Source organism: Bartonella sp. HY761 (assembly GCF_026743145.1).
In the GTDB taxonomy this organism is placed as follows: domain Bacteria; phylum Pseudomonadota; class Alphaproteobacteria; order Rhizobiales; family Rhizobiaceae; genus HY038.
Map to the genome: position 1 here is coordinate 1,103,566 of NZ_CP104887.1, position 18,392 is coordinate 1,121,957.

An 18,392-nucleotide genomic window follows, 5' to 3' on the forward strand; every position below is an offset into this window, starting at 1 on the left:
CTAAAGGTAAAACCTGTTAGCCCTCCGTTCAGCCCCCAGCCAATAGCCTCGGGTAGACGAGGCTGTGCTTAAATGTTTTTTAGTCAAAAAGCAAGAGTATAAAGCATATTTATCCAATTTAAACAGTTTGCAAAGTGCATAAAACTTATTTTAACCTATTGGCTAGGCTAACACTTAAATGGTAATCGCCATTTCAGGTTGCAGTAACCAGCGTAAGGCTTGAGGCAATGTGTCAATGAGATCTTCTGCTATGAGTCCTGGTCCAAAAATGGATGCTGCCTCACTATGAAGATATGTGGCGGCACAGGCAGCTTCAAAAGCTGGCATACCTTGAGCCACAAAGCCGCCGCATAGGCCAGCAAGGACATCGCCCGATCCTGCGGTTGCAAGATAGGCTGGTGCGTTGGTGTTAATGGCTGCGCGGCCATCAGGCGCGGCAATCACGCTATCGGCGCCTTTGAAAAGAATTACCGCTTTTGATTGCTCTGCAGCCATTTGTGCTTTTTCTAGGCGTGACAAGAATTTATTGCGCGCAATTTCGGGGAAGAGCTTTTTAAATTCGCCTTCATGGGGAGTTAATATGACTTTTGTTGTCGAGCGCTCAATAGAGCTAAATAATCGCTGTGATATTTCGGTAAAGGCTGTAATACCGTCAGCATCAAGTACAAGCGCATCAAGGCTCTGGGTTATAATAAGCTCAAGTGCAATATCTCTTGCACGCATTCGATCGCCGAAGCCCGGTCCAAGCACCGCCGCTTTTACCTTGCGGTCATGCATAAATTCAATGATATCTTCAATTCTATCATAAATATGCAGCATCACTGATGTGAGCTGTACAGCATTTACTAAAAGTGCGCTTGATTGCGAAAGTAAGGTAACAGCACCTGCGCCCGCTCTTGCGCTAGCATGGGCGGCTAGGCGTCCTGCGCCAGTACTGGTTGAGGGGCCAGAAAAAACGGCACAGTGGCCGCGGCTATATTTATGACTATTATGGTCGGGGATGGGAAGCTTATCTTTCCAAATGAATGGAATATTAACCATGGTTTTGGGTTTTATCTCATCTAATACTTTGTAATTTATGCCTATATCGGCGCAAATCACCTTGCCTGCCAAAGATTTGCCTGGATAGAGCAGGTGGCCCGGCTTCATGCGAAAAAAAGTCACAGTTAACTGTGCTTTAATTGCAACCCCCAGTATGTCGCCCCTAAGTCCAGAAATCCCCGATGGCAAATCCACCGCAACAATTGGCTTGCCGCTATTATTGGCAAGGTTAATAAGATCCGCGTCATTGCCGCTGATGGGGCGGTCAAGTCCTGCGCCATAAAGACCGTCTACAATAACATCGAATTCATCAGGATTAAATTCAGCTATTGGCTTGATTGATCCTTGAAAATTACTGGCAGCCGTTTGCGCATCGCTTTGTGGGCGCGGCTCCGTATCTGTAAAACAAGTCGCTTCCAATCCGCGTCGCTTTATCACTGCAGCAGCAACATAGCCATCTCCGCCATTATTGCCTGGTCCACAAAGGATCGCCACTTTTTTGGTATCAGGAAACTGTTTTAATAATGTATCTGCAACTGCAAGGCCAGCGTTAAGCATTAATTGGTAGCCAGATAGGCCACCATTCTTAATGGTCAAGCTATCTGCCTGTGCCATTTCTTGCGGATTCAACAAAAAACTATCCGTTATGTTGTGGTCCTTCATATGCTAGTGCCTCTTTTTTGTAGGTTGTGCCTAAAATTTAAGCGATGTGCTGCTTTACAGTATAGACTCATTTTCAAGGTTTGAATTTAGCTTATAGTGTTATAAAGTGCTATTTTAACGCGATTTCAACAAAAATATAAATTTTTTATGTTGAATTTGCAATTGGCATGGTTCATGCATGAATAGAATATCAGAAACCCTAGGGTGGATTTTTAAATGGAGGCCTTTCAAATATGAAAAAGATTGAAGCAATTATTAAGCCATTTAAGCTTGATGAGGTCAAGGAAGCCCTACAGGAAGTTGGCTTGCAGGGAATAACTGTCATCGAAGCTAAGGGTTTTGGCCGTCAAAAAGGGCATACAGAGCTTTATCGCGGTGCTGAATATGTTGTCGATTTTTTGCCAAAGGTGAAAGTTGAAGTTATTGTTGCTGATGAAACTGTTGAACCAGCAATTGAAGCAATCCGTAAGGCGGCTCAAACAGGCCGTATCGGTGATGGTAAGATTTTTGTCTCGTCCATCGAAGAGGTGATCCGCATCCGCACTGGTGAATCAGGCGTTGATGCTATTTAAATTTTATTTTCTAAAGCTACCCGAGCAGAAAATATTTTGTTAGGATGGCTTATGGTTAGCAGATTTCCAAATTGGGATTTGTCGTTTTTATAAGGGAAGTTAATATGACAACTGCAAATGATATTCTAAAGCAGATTAAAGATCATGATATTCGCTTTGTTGATCTTCGTTTTACTGATCCAAAAGGTAAAATGCACCATGTAACCATGGATATTTCACAGGTTGATGAAGATATGTTCGCTGACGGTGTGATGTTTGATGGTTCATCAATTGCCGGTTGGAAGGCAATCAATGAATCAGACATGGTATTGATGCCAGATCCTGAAACTGCCCATATGGATCCGTTCTTTGCGCAGTCAACCTTAGTTATCATGTGCGATATTTTAGATCCAATTTCTGGTGAAGCTTATAATCGCGATCCACGCTCTATCGCTAAAAAGGCGGAAGCCTATTTGAAGTCGCTTGGTATTGGCGATACAATTTTTGTAGGTCCCGAAGCTGAATTTTTCATCTTTGATGATGTGCGTTTTAAGGCTGATCCATATAATACTGGTTTCCGTTTGGATTCTAATGAATTGCCATCAAATGATGATTCAGAATTTGAAACTGGCAATCTTGCTCATCGCCCGCGCGTTAAAGGTGGCTATTTCCCCGTGCCGCCAATTGATTCATGTCAAGATATGCGTTCAGAAATGTTGAGTGTTTTGACCGATATGGGCGTTGTTGTTGAAAAACATCACCATGAAGTTGCAGCTGCACAGCATGAACTTGGCATTAAATTTGACACTTTGGTGCGCGAAGCTGATAAAATGCAAATGTTCAAATATGTTGTCCATCAGGTAGCTAATGCCTATGGCAAAACAGCAACCTTTATGCCAAAGCCAATTTTTGGTGATAATGGTTCAGGTATGCATGTGCATTTATCAATCTGGAAAGATGGCAAGCCAACTTTTGCTGGTAACGAATATGCTGGTCTTTCTGAAAGCTGCCTATTCTTTATCGGTGGTGTAATCAAGCACGCCAAGGCAGTTAATGCCTTTACAAATCCATCAACCAATTCTTATAAGCGTTTGGTTCCGGGCTATGAAGCTCCTGTATTGCTTGCTTATTCAGCACGCAACCGTTCTGCTTCTTGCCGTATTCCTTTTGGTTCTTCACCTGCTTCCAAGCGTGTTGAAGTTCGTTTCCCTGATCCAACAGCAAATCCATATCTTGCTTTTGCAGCTCTCGTCATGGCTGGGCTTGATGGTATCAAAAACAAAATCCATCCAGGTCAAGCGATGGATAAGGATCTTTATGATCTACCTCCTGCAGAACTTAAAGAAATTCCAACGGTTTGCGGTAGTCTTCGTGAAGCGCTTGAATCACTTGATAAGGACCGCGCATTCCTTAAGGCTGGCGATGTATTTGATGATGAAATGATCAATTCATTTATCGCTCTTAAGATGCAAGAAAATATGCGTTATGAAATGACTCCGCATCCAGTTGAGTTTGATATGTATTATTCTGTCTAATTGATCTTGGTTTGTTGGATTTTTAATTAATATAAACAATGGATTAGATTTTAAACTTTAACCATTGTTTGATCTAAAAAGTTTGAAAATATAACTTCAACTGTAACATTTCTTTAAAATTTGTTGCAAACTGTTTAGGCATATTGAATATAACTATTCAATATGCCTTTTTTTTGATTTATTCGTTTTATATCAATCAATATCGGGTTAATAATTGGTCAAAAGAAGATATGCATGCTTTGTTATTGGTAAAGTTAAAATGCAAAAATGATAAATGCATTAAAACTGTGCCAATAAAAATTTGCAAGAGAATATGGCAGGAAAAAATGAAATTTAAGAAACTAGTAGCTGCAAGCTTTCTTGCAAGTATTGTTTTAACCAATATTGCGTCCGCCCGCGAGGCAACTCAGAGTGAGTTAAAGTCTTTAAATGAGGTTGCTGCAAATTACCGTCAGGCGACAATGAATAAAAATGTCGATGACCTAATTGCCGGTATTCCCCCTCGTGTGATTAAAATTTTGACAGAAATTTCTAAACCCATTGATGGTGTTGCGCTTGATGAAGCTAAAGTGAAGGAAAATATCAAGCGTGATATTACTTCTTTTACGGAAATAGCAAAAGTTATAAGTTGGGATGTTGATCTCAAAAATAAAAAAGCTGGAACACTTGATGTTACAGCTAGGGAAAAACAAGAGAAAAAAGATGGAGAGCCTTTTTTCATCATACCTTCAACAACTGTAGTTGAGTTGAAAGTTAAAAAGCAAAGCGCATCTATATCAGATACAAATGCATATGAGCTAAAGCGACAAAAAATAACCTCAGATGTTATTGCAGTTCTTGACGAAGGCAAATGGTATATTTTATCAGCCGATAATCCAATGCAATTACTCGTTTATCAACGCGCATTTCCTGGTATAGAAAAAGCTCAATTACGTAAGCCCGTAATTGTTGACGCTAAATAATTAACTTATTTATTTTGTGTTCCAATTGTTAATATGGCTTTAAAAATAATGCATTAGGGTAATGTCTTAATGCATTAATTTATTTGCTGTTTAATCTTTATTTTAAATCATATATAAAATGAATTGGTTGCAATCACTGCCTTGTTTAAGCAAAATAAATGTAGCTGCAGTCATTGCGTTTCATTACTTAGAGCGTAGATTAAGTGCAATTGATAGCTTGGCAACAGCAAGATAATAGTGCCAAATCATAGTTTCAAATTATAATGCTGATTTAAATTGTATGATTTTATGCGGGATTTGAAATGCAAAAACGGGGGCGATGGATTTACCTTGACTAAGAAACACAAGAAAATTCGCTTTTCTAAGCGAAGTATCAAAAAATTACATCACTTTCCTTCGTCTATGCAATCAGATGGTATTAAAATCCGCGAGAGGCGGATTGTGCCTTTTTGTTTTCTATTAGCTAAGCGTTGTTTGATTTATAGCTTTATTTTACTTGTGCTTTTTAGCATATTGCTTGCCATCTTACTTAAGGTTGGTATCAGCGGCAATATGCTGGCGCAAAAAATGGAAGCGGCGTTGCAAGGTAAATTAATAAATGTTGCCGAGACTAAGATAGATGATGCCTCGCTTTCCTTTGATGAAAGCTATCATTTGGCACTTGAGGCACATAATGTTGGGTTAACCAATGTTAAAGGTGGTGTAGAGATTGATAAAATTGGTATTTTACGCCTTGGTCTTGCGACTGCACCGCTTTTAAAAGGTAATATAAAGGTAGCGCAATTTGAAATTGCTGATAGCAGCATCCACATGCCAGCATCCAAGGATGGTAATTTTTTAGATAAATTACCGCAGGATACATCGGGGAATATAGATTTTGATACTATTTCTTTTGCTTTATTTAAGGCATTCGATGGGGTTTTTTCAGCTTTAAAGAGCCAAGAAACCCATTTGGTGGTTATTCGCAATGTGTCCGTGCATTTTGGTAGCGATGCGGTGCAAAAGACGTTTTACATAGATGAATTATCGCTACAATATGAGAATAATTATATTTTAGCAACAGGAAGTCTAACGTGGAAAGATCAAAAAATAGCGCTAGAAGCAACGGTTAATACTTCTGCTTCTGGTGCTGCTGATAGCTTTGTGATTTCTATGAAAGATTTTCCTTTCCATCTTGGCGCCGATGATAATGTTGCTCGTATATTTGCGGATGGACGACCAAATAATAATTATTTTCGTAGCCGAGGAAAAGTCAACCTTGCTTTGCAAGGCGCCTTAACAACTAATAATACTACACAATTGGGATTGACTTTGAGCTTAGGTGAAACTGGAACCGATATTGCTCAAGACAATGATATTGCAACAAGTGGTGAAATAAATCTGGCGTATAAAAGCGGTGATGGACAGATTGCTATTTTGCCTTCAGAGTTAATTCTTGGTTCGCTCTACTTGCCATTAAAAGGTGGTGTGCAATCGATCTCGATGAGTGGTGAACAAGGTGTATACGCATTTAACCTTGTTATGAATGATGGTGCAGTCAAACCAGACGATGTAAAGGCAGCACGCCTTGATTTTAACGGAGAGATTAAAGGTCGCTTTTTCGCAAAACGTGCCTTTGTTGATTTTTCCCAACTATTACTTGAAACCAAGAATGGTAAAATCGACGGGCGCGGAAGTTTGCAATTTGGTGTCGGATCACCACAAACGCTGCTTGAGTTTTCTATGCCGCAAATGCCGAGCGATGAAATAAAGCAGATATGGCCAATTAATTTGTCGCCCGGCGCGCGTCGATGGGTAGTAAGTCACGTTGCAGGTGGCGAGGTCAAAAATGCCAATTTAAAAATTAATTTTCCGCAAGGCATATTTGTACCCGGTGGTGTGCCACCAGTGTTAAGCGAGAAAGAACTTATTCTTGAGGGGGATTTTGAAAGAGTATCAACTTTATTAGTTGGTGATTTGCCGCCCTTGCGCCAAGGCGCAGGACGTGTTGTTATTAAAGGTACTACGACAGAAATATTTATGGATAGTGCAATATCTTATATAGATAATAAAGAAAACCAGATTGTGTTAAGTGAAGGTTATTTTGTCATTCCATGGCGGCCTAATATTAAGGTTTTTGCAGATGCTTCAGCGCGTTTTAAAGGTAAGGTTAGCGATGTTGTAAGATTGGTTAGCCTGGATCCAATAAATGCTAAGGATAAGGTTCCATTTAAGGCTGAAGAGGTTAGCGGTGACGTTTCTGGATTGTTGAAAATTCGTTTTCCATTAATGCCGCGCCCTGATAAATCTCTCATTGATTGGTCAAGTGAGTTATTATTTGACAAATTATCGCTTTTAAGTCCGCTTGATGGAAATATTCTTATTACGCAGGCTAAAGGCACGGCAAAACTCAATAAAAGTGACATCACCATCATTGCCGATGCCAATCTAAATGGAATTCCAGCTAATATAAACTTGTACCGCCCTATGGGGCCTTCTGATATCATACCCAGTGAAACTATTCGTATTCAATTGACAGACGATATTCGAAAAAAGCTGATGCCAGGTCTGAATTCCATTGTCTCAGGAACTGTTGCATTAGAAATCGGGGCGCCCGTAGAGGGCGCTCGTCCGGTAAAAGCTGATGTTTCTAATGCCGAAATTCGTTTGCCATGGGTCAGTTGGACCAAGGGTAAAGGGATTGCTGGCGAAGTGCAATTTTCATTCAAGAATGGTGGTGGCAATGTTAAAACTATTGAACTTCATAATTTTAGCTTGAAGGGTAATAGTTTTATGATTGCCGGCAATATACTCATTCAAAATGGTGCATTGCAGTCTGCGGATCTATCAAGAGCCAATCTCAATCGTGGTGACAGTTTGGGGTTGACTTTACGCAAAACGAATAATGGTTATCGTATCGTGGCAAATGGCAAAAAACTTGATGCGCGTGCCTTAGTAAAAATGGTTAGCGGAAGTCAAAACCAAGGGCAAGCTAAGTCTAATGATAGTCTTGATCTTGTTGCCGATATTGATAGTCTTAGTGGTTTTTATGACGAAACTTTGAGTAATGTAAAACTTAAAATGGTTCGGCGTGGCTCATCCAGTGAAGATGTCATTTTTAATGCTTTGACTGGTGATAATAAATCAATTACCGCTAAAATTACGCGTAATAATAATAGCCGTGACATTGCTGTTAATGCAGCTAATGCCGGAGGGCTTTTACGTTTCATGGATTTTTATGATAAGGTTCGCGGCGGTATTTTGCAATTATCGTTAAAATCTGGCACCGATGGAACTTTAAAAGGGCCTGTTAACGTGCAAGATTTTCAAATTGTTAATGAGCCACGTCTTGCATCTTTAGTGTCTTCAACACCGCATAGTGGCGGTAAGAGCCTTAATCAAGCCGTGGATGGTAAGCTTGATGTTTCTGTGGCTGTTATTGAGACGGCTTCGGCGCAAATTGGCAAGGGGGATAGTTTTTTGGTGATTGATGGCGGCGTTATCCGTGGTCAAACAATTGGCGCGACCTTTCAAGGTATTGTCTATGACGCATCAGGTAATATGTCTATGACAGGTACCTTTATGCCAGCCTATGGTATTAACCGTGTTTTCGGCGATGTGCCGGTTCTAGGCACAATCTTGGGCAATGGCCGCGATCGTGGGCTTATTGGTATTACCTTTAAAATTGATGGTAAGGCGCGCGAACCCAAAGTAACTGTGAATCCAATTTCGGCCATTGCGCCGGGTATTTTTAGGCAGATATTTGAATATAAACAGCAATAACATTTTTATAAAATAAAAACTTTGTTCAGATACAGTAGATCGCTTTGCAATAAAGCATTCCTTAAAAATCTATCTTATAAAAATGATGCGCCTGCACTGCGTTAACTGCTTATTTAATTAGGCTTTCCTCTGTTGCCTTAAAGGCTAATTTAAAACCTTAAAAATTTAGCGAAATTCGTGGGTAACTTCAATTTTTCCAATAATTGCAGCATTGAATGCATCAAGCTCTTCAGCAGGAATCCAATATTCTTGATGGGCATTGCCGCCAGCAACTTGAATATCATATTGATCAAGAAAAGCCTTATCAACCTCCATGCGGGTTACAAAGCCTGAGCCGCTGCGCGCAACATTCCAATCACGTGCAATTTTAATTGCATAATCTTCGCTCAAAACTGGGTAGAATATCGGTTGGTCAGGCAAACGTGCTGGAAAGGCGGTCATATCTGTTTGCTCAATAAGTTTTAATTCTTCTGGGCCAACTGGACGCCAAAGAGTAACTGTTTCAACTGTCATAATGTGATCCCTTATAAAAATACCCGCCATATATTTATATATATGGCGGGCAATAAACTATAAAAAGGTTTTTAGGTCAATGCCAATTGGTCAATCAAGCTATTTGGTCATTACTCTAGCGTTCAAAAGAAGCCTTTTTTCTGCCACCAACCGCCTCGCTTCGGCTTGTCGCCATCTTGCGATGAGGAAACGGTTATTTCTGTTTCTTTTGCTGTTGCAGTTTCATTATTTTCGATAATCTCAGTATTATGACTGCTAATATCATCAGCTTTGCGTTTACGGCGTGTGCGTGGCTTTGCTGTGTCGGCTTTAACTTCGCTGTCTTTGGTGTCAGGCACAACAACATCACTTATCGAAGCTGCTTCACTCACTGTTGCTTCCACCGCAGTATCTGTTTTGGTAGCTTTAGAGCGTCGTGGTGTGGCGGTTTTTGGCTTTGCCGGTGCTTTTCGTTTAGCTTTTACCGCTAGTTTTTCAGCCACAACTTGAGTGGTTGTTTCCACCTTAGTGAAGGGGCCAACCGGTTCTGCATTAGGGATAATTTTGTTTTGCGCAGCATTTTCGTTCGATACTACAGCTAAATTATTGGTTGCAGCCTCAACTGCTTGGTTCTTGTTCCTTGCTGTTTGGCGCCCACGTCCCCGACCACGGCTATTTGGCTTTTGTTCGCCATTGTTTTTTGCTTGCGAAGTGGTTTGTGGTGTCGTAATGGCAATTTTTTGGATACCATTTTGCTTAGCATTTACGTTGCCATTTGCGGCAGCCGCTTTAGGGAAAAAGCCAACGGGCTCAGCTGCAGGAAGGAAGCGGTTGCGACGGCTTTGACGTATTTCAGCAAGAGCTGCTTGTGCAAATGGCCCTACTGGTTCAGCAAAAGGCAAGCGCTTACGATCATTATCATAATGGTCACGGTTACGGCGTCCACCACGGCGACCACGACGTCTGCGCCGGCGGTTGCGCTCTTCTTCGCTTAGATCGCTTGTTACGCTATCACCATTAGCCTCTTGTCTGCGGTCATTATTGCCACGCTTTTTCTTATTTTTGCGTCGTTTATTGTCGTTTTGTGGCTCGTTAACCGTTACAACCTCTTCTTCCTCTTCGACTTCAGGGATATCTTCATAGATTTCCTCTTCTTCGAAGATTGGAGTTATTGGCATGATAACGGCTGGTGTGCCTTCTGCAGGCGTACCTTTATCAATTGCTAAATGCTGGGCACCAACGGTTTCATCTGCTTCAATACTAATTGTTAAGCCAAAACGCAATTCAAGATCAGAAAGTAGTTTGCGTTTATGGTTTAACACATAAAGTGCGGTGCTAACTGGAGTGCGAACGATGATATTATTTTGACCATTACGCAATAAATATTCTTCGATTGAGCGCATAACATGTAAGGCCACCGATGATTGCGAGCGCACATAGCCAGTTCCAGCGCAGTGCGGACAAACCTGCATGGTGCTTTCAAGCACTGATGCACGAATACGCTGGCGGCTCATTTCCATAAGACCAAAATGTGAAATGCGACCCACTTGAATACGGGCGCGGTCGTCTTTTAGGCAATCCTTAAGCTTTTTTTCAACTGAACGGATGTTGCGCTTGTCTTCCATATCGATAAAATCGATGACAACAAGACCAGCCAAGTCGCGCAGACGTAATTGACGGGCAATTTCTTCGGCAGCTTCAAGATTGGTTTGAACGGCGGTTTCTTCAACCGAATGTTCTTTGGTCGAGCGGCCAGAATTCACGTCAATTGCAACCAAAGCTTCGGTTTGGTTTAAAACGAGATAACCGCCAGATTTTAATGTTACCTCTGGTTGCAACATACGGTCAAGTTGGGTTTCAATGCCGTTTCGCGCAAAAATCGGGGTTAATTCGCGATAGGGTTGAACTGCTTTGGCATGGCTTGGCATAAGCATACGCATGAAGTCTTTTGCTTCACGATAACCGCGTTCGCCTGCAACCTGAATTTCTTCGATATCTTTATTGTAAAGATCACGAATTGACCGTTTAATAAGGCTACCTTCTTCATAAACAAGGGCAGGGGCAATTGAAGTTAGTGTAAGTGTACGAACATTTTCCCAAAGACGCATAAGATATTCATAATCGCGTTTAACTTCAACCTTGGTACGATTAGCTCCTGCTGTACGCAAGATAATACCCATGCCTTTTGGTACATCGAGTTCTTTGACGATGTCTTTGAGGCGTTTGCGATCATTAATATTTGTAATTTTGCGTGAGATGCCACCACCACGCGCTGTATTAGGCATTAAAACAGAATAGCGACCAGCAAGAGAAAGATAGGTGGTTAAAGCAGCTCCTTTATTGCCGCGCTCTTCTTTGACGACCTGTACAAGCAGGATTTGGCGTCTTTTAATGACTTCTTGTATTTTATAATCGCGTTTATAGGCCTTTTGCAGTGTTGGAAGCTCTTCTAATGCATCCTCTGCGCCGACAGATTCAATAATGTCCTCATTATTATCGCTATCATCGCTTTCAAGCTCTTGGTCATCATTGTTATCTGTTTCAATATTTATGTCATTTTCATCATTATCTTCTGCGATAATGTCGCTATCTGCTGCCGCCGATTGAGTTTTGCGGTTGTTGCGAGTGTTTTTGCCATTGCGATTATTGGCCTTAGCTGCCTCTTCTGCGTCTTGCTCTTGTTTGGCGGCAAGTTCTTCAGCTTCAAGCAAAGCTTGGCGGTCAGCTTCGGGAATTTGGTAATAATCAGGATGGATTTCTGAAAACGCTAAAAAGCCATGGCGATTGCCACCATATTCGACAAAGGCAGCTTGCAAGGACGGCTCAACGCGCGTCACTCGGGCAAGATAAATATTGCCTTTCAGTTGCTTTTTATGGTCCGATTCAAAATCGAATTCTTCAATCCGGTTACCGCGTGTGACGACAACCCGTGTTTCCTCCGGGTGGGAGGCATCTATAAGCATTTTGTTGTTTGACATATTGCAAATTCCAACAAACCAAATTTCTAACCTGCGCGATCAGCAGAAAAATGCTGCGCGTTACGGTCACTTCATATTGGCTTGCAAATTCAGGTTTTACCGGACCGGAGCAATGACGTGCGACATAGAGTTGCCCTAAGGCAAGTCTATCGGTCATTTTCTCTTTTCTCATCCGTTCTGAATGAACCATAACGGCTCCTGGCAAAACGATTATACTATAATCCGAATATCGGATCAGCGAAACTTTATTATAGTTCATTTTTACAAAAGCTCTTCAGCTTAAGCGGTAAAAATGTATAAACTGATTTATGGGATTAATTTAGCCTGTCACACTAACGCACCCAAATAAATAATTAAATCTAGGTTGAAACAAAAACTCAAATCTTACATGTCAAGATTGACAAAGCCGGTTGAGTTTGTAGTTCATCCTCATGCTAATATTCTGCTTATTACGGGCATTTGGCAATATATCCATCGCATGGATGCCTGTTGATACCTCATATCACAAAATTCAGCATTTTTGTTCTATTGCTTAGAAAGCAATCTTGCAAGCAAAATCCGTCAATTGAAACAAGATTTATATCTTTTAGAATATTATGAATTAATTAAATTATTTGTTTCCTTACTTTGAAATCTAACCTTATTGGGGGATACATAGCCCATGAAATTTGACTAAAACCCCTTGCAATCTTACGGTAAAAAAAATATGAAAACATATCATACAGGTCTTAATCTAGCGATATTTTAATTGAAAATATTTAATTGCGATTTTTTGCCAGCCCGCCTTATGGTCGGTAAGCATAATATGTCATGCTCAAAGTTATTGGTTACAGAATAATGATTTTATCAAAAAATTGGTTTTCAAAAAGCTTAATCTTTATTTTTCTGCAATTGGCAATATTTTGTGTCGTCATTAATCATAGTTTAGCAGCAGCGAGTGAGGTCGATGGTAGCAATTCTGCGTCATTTAAAGTTTTAAGCACGCGGCTTACTGGTGACAATAATCGATTAAGAATTGTTACTGTTTTAAATGAGAAACCTAATTACCGCCTTATGCTCTTAGATAAACAGCCAAGATTAGTTGTTGATTTACCCAAAGCTGATTTTTTGATGCCGCTTAAAGCAGTAGACATACGCGGTATGGTAAAAGAATTGCGCTATGGTGCAATAAACCCAACGCAGTCGCGCATGGTTTTTGCCATGAAAACGGCCTTTGCTATTGAGCGAGTTGATGTTGAATCGTTAAATGAAAATATTTGGCAACTTATCATTGATATAAAAGCCGTGCCTGACCAGGATTTTGATAAGTCAATAGAACACACGCGAAAATTTGAGCAATTGCGGCGTACAAACCCTGAAAATCTTGATCACAATAAGCCTGATAAAATGGCTATAAACGTAAAGAATGATGAGTTTACAATTGTTATTGATGCGGGGCATGGTGGTTTTGATACTGGTGCAATTGGTGTTAGTGGTATTGAAGAAAAAAGTGTGACTTTGGCCTTTGCTAAGGCACTGAAAGATGTTCTTGAAAAAAAACAATTTAAAGTGGTTCTAACCCGTGATGATGACACGTTTTTACGCCTTGGCGAGCGTGTCCAATTGGCACGTAGCAATGCAGCTAATCTTTTCATATCGATCCATGCCGATTCTATCCATTTGCCTGATATTCGGGGGGCAACAGTTTATACTTTATCTGATAATGCTTCAGATTCCTTGGCTAAAGCCGTGGCTGAGAATGAAAATAAAGCCGACTTATTAGGTGAATTGCCACCCGATGAGCCGCCGGAAGTTGCCGATATATTGATTGATTTGACACGGCGCGAAACTGATGGCTTTTCATCAAAATTTGCTGATCGGGTTATTTCATCCCTTAATGAAGGGCAAATACGTGTTATTAATAATCCACACCGATATGCAGGCTTTATGGTGCTAAAAGCGCCTGATATACCTTCAGTGTTAATTGAACTTGGTTATCTTTCAAATGCTGATGATGAGAAGCTTATCTCTGATCCTGTTTGGCGCAATAATATGGCGCATATTATTAGTAATGCGATTGAAAAATATGCTCAAATGCGAATGCAAAAGGCATTGCCATAATATTTTCGTTTTGGAGTGAAAAGCGACTTCCTATTGTATCGATAAGTATTTTTATTGGAATTGTTAATTTGTTAAAGTCATGTAAAATAATAGTAGTTTGATTTAACATGCTTTTATTACTAAAAACAGGTAGATAATATCTTTCTTGCTGCCAAAAATAAAACGCGGTGTTTAGATTAATTGTATATAATGGGTATATTTCTTGGTTGAGCGTTTGCAGTAAGCAGAGTTTAAGGGGGATAATTAATTCGTTTCGCAAGATTCTTTTATTTTTGCCAGTTCTTTTGTTCGTACAAAAAAATACGTGTATCAACAGAATTAGTGATAAAATTAACGAATTTCGTAAAAATGGCATAAGAATTTTAAAATATTTTAATTTTTCTTGTCATTTTCCTTGTCTTTGACGTATTTGAATGCAAATGCAATGGGATTAATTGCTTTTCTCAATTTATAATGGTCTGAAAATAGTGTCACGTAAGTTTCGAAAAATTCTGGGATATACAGTTACTTCAACATTGACCCTTGCAATTCTGGGGCTTGGCTGCGCAACCGCTTATGTCAACGAAGTATCAGAAGAACTTCCAAATTATGAAGTTTTGGAAAAATATGAACCACCAGTAATGACGCGCGTTCACGCAGCAGATGGTGGTCTTATGGCCGAGTTTTCCAATCAAAGACGGCTATATTTGCCAATTCAAGCGGTTCCAGACCGCCTAAAAGCGGCTTTTATTTCAGCTGAAGACAAAAATTTCTATAGTCATTTTGGTCTTGATCCTGAAGGTTTAGCGCGGGCTGTTGTCAATAATTTAAAAAATATGGGGTCGGGCCGTCGTCCCGAGGGTGCGTCGACCATAACGCAGCAGGTAGCAAAAAACTTTCTTTTGAGTTCAGATGCTACAATGCAAAGAAAAGTACGTGAAGCTATTCTTTCCATGCGTATCGAAAAAGCTTATTCTAAAGACCATATTTTAGAGCTTTATTTAAACGAGATTTATCTTGGTAAAGGAGCATATGGTATTGCAGCTGCCGCGCTAACCTATTTTGATAAGTCAATTAATGAGCTTAGTTTAGAACAGATAGCCTATCTTGCAGCGCTCCCTAAGGGTCCTTCGAATTATGATCCTTTTACCCATACTGAGCGCGCATTGGAGCGCCGTAATTGGGTCATCGATCGCATGGTCGAAAATGGTTATGTTGATGCTGCCGATGGAGAGGCTGCCAAGCAAAAGCCGCTCGGTGTCACGTTGCGCAGCAAGGATAACTATGTCTTTGGTGCTGATTATTTTACTGAAGAAGTGCGCCGTCAGCTTATGGCACGCTATGGTTCAAATACACTTTATGAAGGTGGTCTTTCGGTTCGTGCTACGTTAAATCCACAATTGCAAGTCTATGCGCGTAAAGCGTTGCAAGATGGTCTTATTAAATTTGATCAAAATTTTGGTTGGCGCGGTGCTTATAAAAAGATATCACTTGCCGGAGATTGGGGCGTTGCTCTAGGTGAAATACCCGCTTTTAGCGATGTACCTGAATGGCAGCTAGCAGTTGTCCTTTCCGCCGATAGCAATAGTGCCCAAATTGGTTTGCAGCCAGAGCGCGAACTTTCCAATGCTTTATCTTCACAGCGTGTAAAAGCAACAATTGCTGCTAGCGATATGAAATGGGCATATCGTTTGGTGGATGCAAATGGGCGCCGTAGCACAGCGAAAAATCCTGCTGGTGTTTTAGAGCCCGGCGATGTGGTGTTTGTTGAAAAGAAAAAGGGCACGGACAATGCTTATCAATTGCGTCAACCACCTCGCGTGCAAGGCGCGTTAGTTGCTATGGAGCCTGTGACTGGCCGCGTTTTAGCAATGGTTGGTGGTTTTTCTTATTCGCAATCAGAATTTAACCGCGCGACGCAAGCTTATCGCCAACCAGGCTCATCATTTAAACCTTTTGTCTATGCTGCTGCACTTGATAATGGTTACACGCCTGCATCGGTTGTGCTTGATGGTCCTGTTGTTATTGACCAAGGATCTGGCAATATTTGGCGGCCTAAAAACTATGGTGGTACATTTGCAGGTCCATCGACCCTACGCTATGGTATTGAACGTTCGCGTAACCTTATGACTGTGCGTCTTGCTAACGATCTTGGCATGCCGGTGGTGGCAGAATATGCCGAGCGTTTTGGTATTTATGACAAAATGCAGCCGGTGCTTTCAATGTCGCTTGGCGCAGGTGAAACCACTGTGCTTCGTATGGTAACGGCTTACTCGGTTCTTGCAAATGGTGGACGCGCTATTGAACCATCTATGATTGACCGTATTCAAGATCGCTATGGTAAAACTATCTATCGCCACGATAAGCGTATTTGTAAAGATTGTAATGTGAGCGTTTGGGATAACCAGCCCGAGCCGGAATTGGTTGATGAGCGTGATCAGGTGCTTGATCCAATGACCGCTTACCAGATCACTTCCATGATGCAGGGTGTGGTTCAACGTGGTACTGCAGCTCGTCTTAATTACTTAAACCGGCCTATCGCTGGTAAAACGGGTACTACTAATGATTCCAAGGATGCTTGGTTCGTTGGTTTTACACCTGATATTGTGGTTGGCGTTTTTGTTGGCTATGATAATCCACGTTCATTAGGCTTTGGTGGTACAGGTAGTGCTTTGGCAGCTCCAATTTTTGGTAACTTTATGGAGCCAGCCATGAAGGGTAAGCCGAAAATTGATTTCAAAGTGCCACAAGGTATGAGCCTCATTGCAATCGACCGTAAAACTGGTATGCAAGCCCATGCCGGTGATCCCAATGTCATGGTGGAAGCGTTTAAACCCGGTACTGGTCCAGCTGATGTCTATCAAGTTATTGGTGGCGCTGAATCTTTCAAGGAGGGGGTACGCGTACCTCTTATGTCACCCACCGTCAATGACGCGATTGGCCGTGGCTCAAGTGGACTTTACTAGATTTAAAATTTAACCATGTTGAAATTGAAGCGCATATTTGCAAATAGCGAATATGCGCTTTTGATATTGAAGTCGGTTTGACTTTACGTTAGCAAACAGGCAAAAGACAAAGAAATGCATTTATTTTTGCAGTTTAAAATCATGAGTTGATAAGTGTAAAATGAATGTAAGCTTATAAGTTAAGAGGTTGTGGCGTAATTATGCGTGCAGAAATTGAAACATTGGTAGATGAAATCAAGCAGGCCATAAGTCTGCTGAGGAGGCATCTTTGACTGGGATCAGTCATTAAAACGCCTTGAATATTTAAATCAGCAAGCAGAAGATCCTTCGCTTTGGAATGATCCGCAAAAGGCGCAAGACTTGATGCGTGAGCGCCAACGGCTTGAGGAATCAATTGCTGGTATAAGGCTATTAAGCCAAACCCTTGATGATAGTGTTGAACTTATCGCTATGGGCGAGGAAGAGGGCGATGCGAGTATTATCAAAGATGCAGAAGAAGCTATTAAAGGCTTAAAGCAAGAAATTGATAAGCGGCAAATTGATATGTTGCTCTCTGGCGAAGCTGATGCCAATGATACCTATTTGGAGGTTCATGCTGGGGCAGGTGGTACTGAAAGTCAGGACTGGGCCAATATGCTGCTGCGTATGTATACGCGTTGGGCAGACCAGCATGGTATGAAAGTCGATATCATGGAAGTTCATGATGGCGATGAAGCTGGTATTAAGTCCGCCACTATTCTTGTTAAAGGCCATAATGCTTATGGCATGCTTAAAACAGAATCAGGCGTGCATCGTTTGGTGCGCATTTCGCCTTACGATTCTAATGCACGCCGCCATACGTCTTTTGCAAGTATTTGGGTCTTTCCTGTTGTTGATGATAATATCGAGGTTGAAGTTTCCGAATCGGATGTGCGCATTGATACTTATCGCGCATCGGGTGCTGGTGGTCAGCATATTAACACCACCGATTCTGCTGTGCGTATTACGCATATTGCAACGGGAATTGTGGTCCAGTGTCAGGCTGAGCGTTCACAACACAAAAACCGCGCTGCTGCATGGTCAATGTTGCGGGCTCGACTTTATGAAGAAGAGCTGAAAAAGCGCGAAGAAGTTGCCAATGCAACCGAGGCTAGCAAAACTGATATTGGTTGGGGGCATCAAATCCGTTCTTATGTTTTACAGCCGTATCAATTGGTCAAAGATCTACGGACAGGTGTCGAAAGTACCGATCCGCAAGATGTTTTAAATGGTAACCTTGATGCCTTTATGGAAGCTGCACTTGCGCAACGAGTGCATGGTGGTGGTGAAGACGTCCAAGATATTGATTAGGTTTAACGTCTCGTAGTAATTAATTTAAAAATAT

General features: G+C 41.2%; 9 protein-coding genes and 1 pseudogene. 7 read left to right on the top strand and 3 right to left on the bottom strand.

Features of this window, described 5'->3' with window-relative positions; genetic code table 11:
• Positions 1 to 174 precede the first annotated feature (174 nt).
• Positions 175 to 1,704 (bottom strand): NAD(P)H-hydrate dehydratase, encoded by a 1,530-nt coding sequence (locus tag N6A79_RS04665; RefSeq protein WP_268547198.1) that lies wholly within the window; start codon positions 1,702 to 1,704, stop codon positions 175 to 177.
• 233 nt (positions 1,705 to 1,937) lie between these two features.
• Here N6A79_RS04665 and N6A79_RS04670 point away from each other — a divergent pair, with 233 nt between their 5' ends.
• The 4 genes from N6A79_RS04670 to N6A79_RS04685 all read left to right on the top strand — a co-directional run bounded on the left by N6A79_RS04670 (position 1,938) and on the right by N6A79_RS04685 (position 8,514).
• Positions 1,938 to 2,276 carry a P-II family nitrogen regulator gene (locus N6A79_RS04670; protein WP_182419131.1) on the top strand — a complete coding sequence of 113 codons (339 nt, stop codon included), beginning with the start codon at positions 1,938 to 1,940 and terminating at the stop codon, positions 2,274 to 2,276.
• Between the two features lie 104 nt (positions 2,277 to 2,380).
• Positions 2,381 to 3,790: a type I glutamate--ammonia ligase gene (gene glnA / locus N6A79_RS04675; protein WP_182419132.1), complete on the top strand. Its 1,410-nt coding sequence runs from the start codon at positions 2,381 to 2,383 to the stop codon at positions 3,788 to 3,790.
• Between the two features lie 326 nt (positions 3,791 to 4,116).
• The gene (locus N6A79_RS04680) at positions 4,117 to 4,752 is read left to right on the top strand and encodes a hypothetical protein (protein WP_268547199.1); all 636 of its coding nucleotides are present in this window, start codon (positions 4,117 to 4,119) and stop codon (positions 4,750 to 4,752) included.
• Positions 4,753 to 5,082: 330 nt separating this feature from the next.
• Positions 5,083 to 8,514, top strand: coding sequence for an AsmA-like C-terminal domain-containing protein (locus tag N6A79_RS04685; protein WP_268547200.1), 3,432 nt, complete (start codon positions 5,083 to 5,085; stop codon positions 8,512 to 8,514).
• A gap of 165 nt (positions 8,515 to 8,679) precedes the next feature.
• Here the strand turns inward: N6A79_RS04685 and N6A79_RS04690 are convergent, their stop codons facing one another.
• Together N6A79_RS04690 and N6A79_RS15875 are read right to left on the bottom strand one after the other, a co-directional pair.
• Positions 8,680 to 9,027, bottom strand: coding sequence for an ADP-ribosylation/crystallin J1 (locus N6A79_RS04690; protein ID WP_182419135.1), 348 nt, complete (start codon positions 9,025 to 9,027; stop codon positions 8,680 to 8,682).
• Between the two features lie 1,180 nt (positions 9,028 to 10,207).
• Positions 10,208 to 11,984 (bottom strand): annotated as a pseudogene (locus tag N6A79_RS15875) (Rne/Rng family ribonuclease); the annotation flags it as partial.
• 837 nt (positions 11,985 to 12,821) lie between these two features.
• Here N6A79_RS15875 and N6A79_RS04700 point away from each other — a divergent pair.
• The 3 genes from N6A79_RS04700 to prfB all read left to right on the top strand — a co-directional run bounded on the left by N6A79_RS04700 (position 12,822) and on the right by prfB (position 18,358).
• Positions 12,822 to 14,084 carry an N-acetylmuramoyl-L-alanine amidase gene (locus tag N6A79_RS04700; RefSeq protein WP_268547202.1) on the top strand — a complete coding sequence of 421 codons (1,263 nt, stop codon included), beginning with the start codon at positions 12,822 to 12,824 and terminating at the stop codon, positions 14,082 to 14,084.
• A 527-nt stretch (positions 14,085 to 14,611) separates the two neighbouring features.
• Positions 14,612 to 17,029 (top strand): penicillin-binding protein 1A, encoded by a 2,418-nt coding sequence (locus N6A79_RS04705; protein ID WP_442784275.1) that lies wholly within the window; start codon positions 14,612 to 14,614, stop codon positions 17,027 to 17,029.
• 200 nt (positions 17,030 to 17,229) lie between these two features.
• A protein-coding gene (gene prfB, locus N6A79_RS04710; RefSeq protein ID WP_268547203.1) for a peptide chain release factor 2 occupies positions 17,230 to 18,358 on the top strand; the annotation gives its coding sequence in 2 pieces (ribosomal slippage) (positions 17,230 to 17,298 and positions 17,300 to 18,358; 1,128 coding nt in all).
• The last annotated feature ends 34 nt before the right edge of the window (positions 18,359 to 18,392 follow it).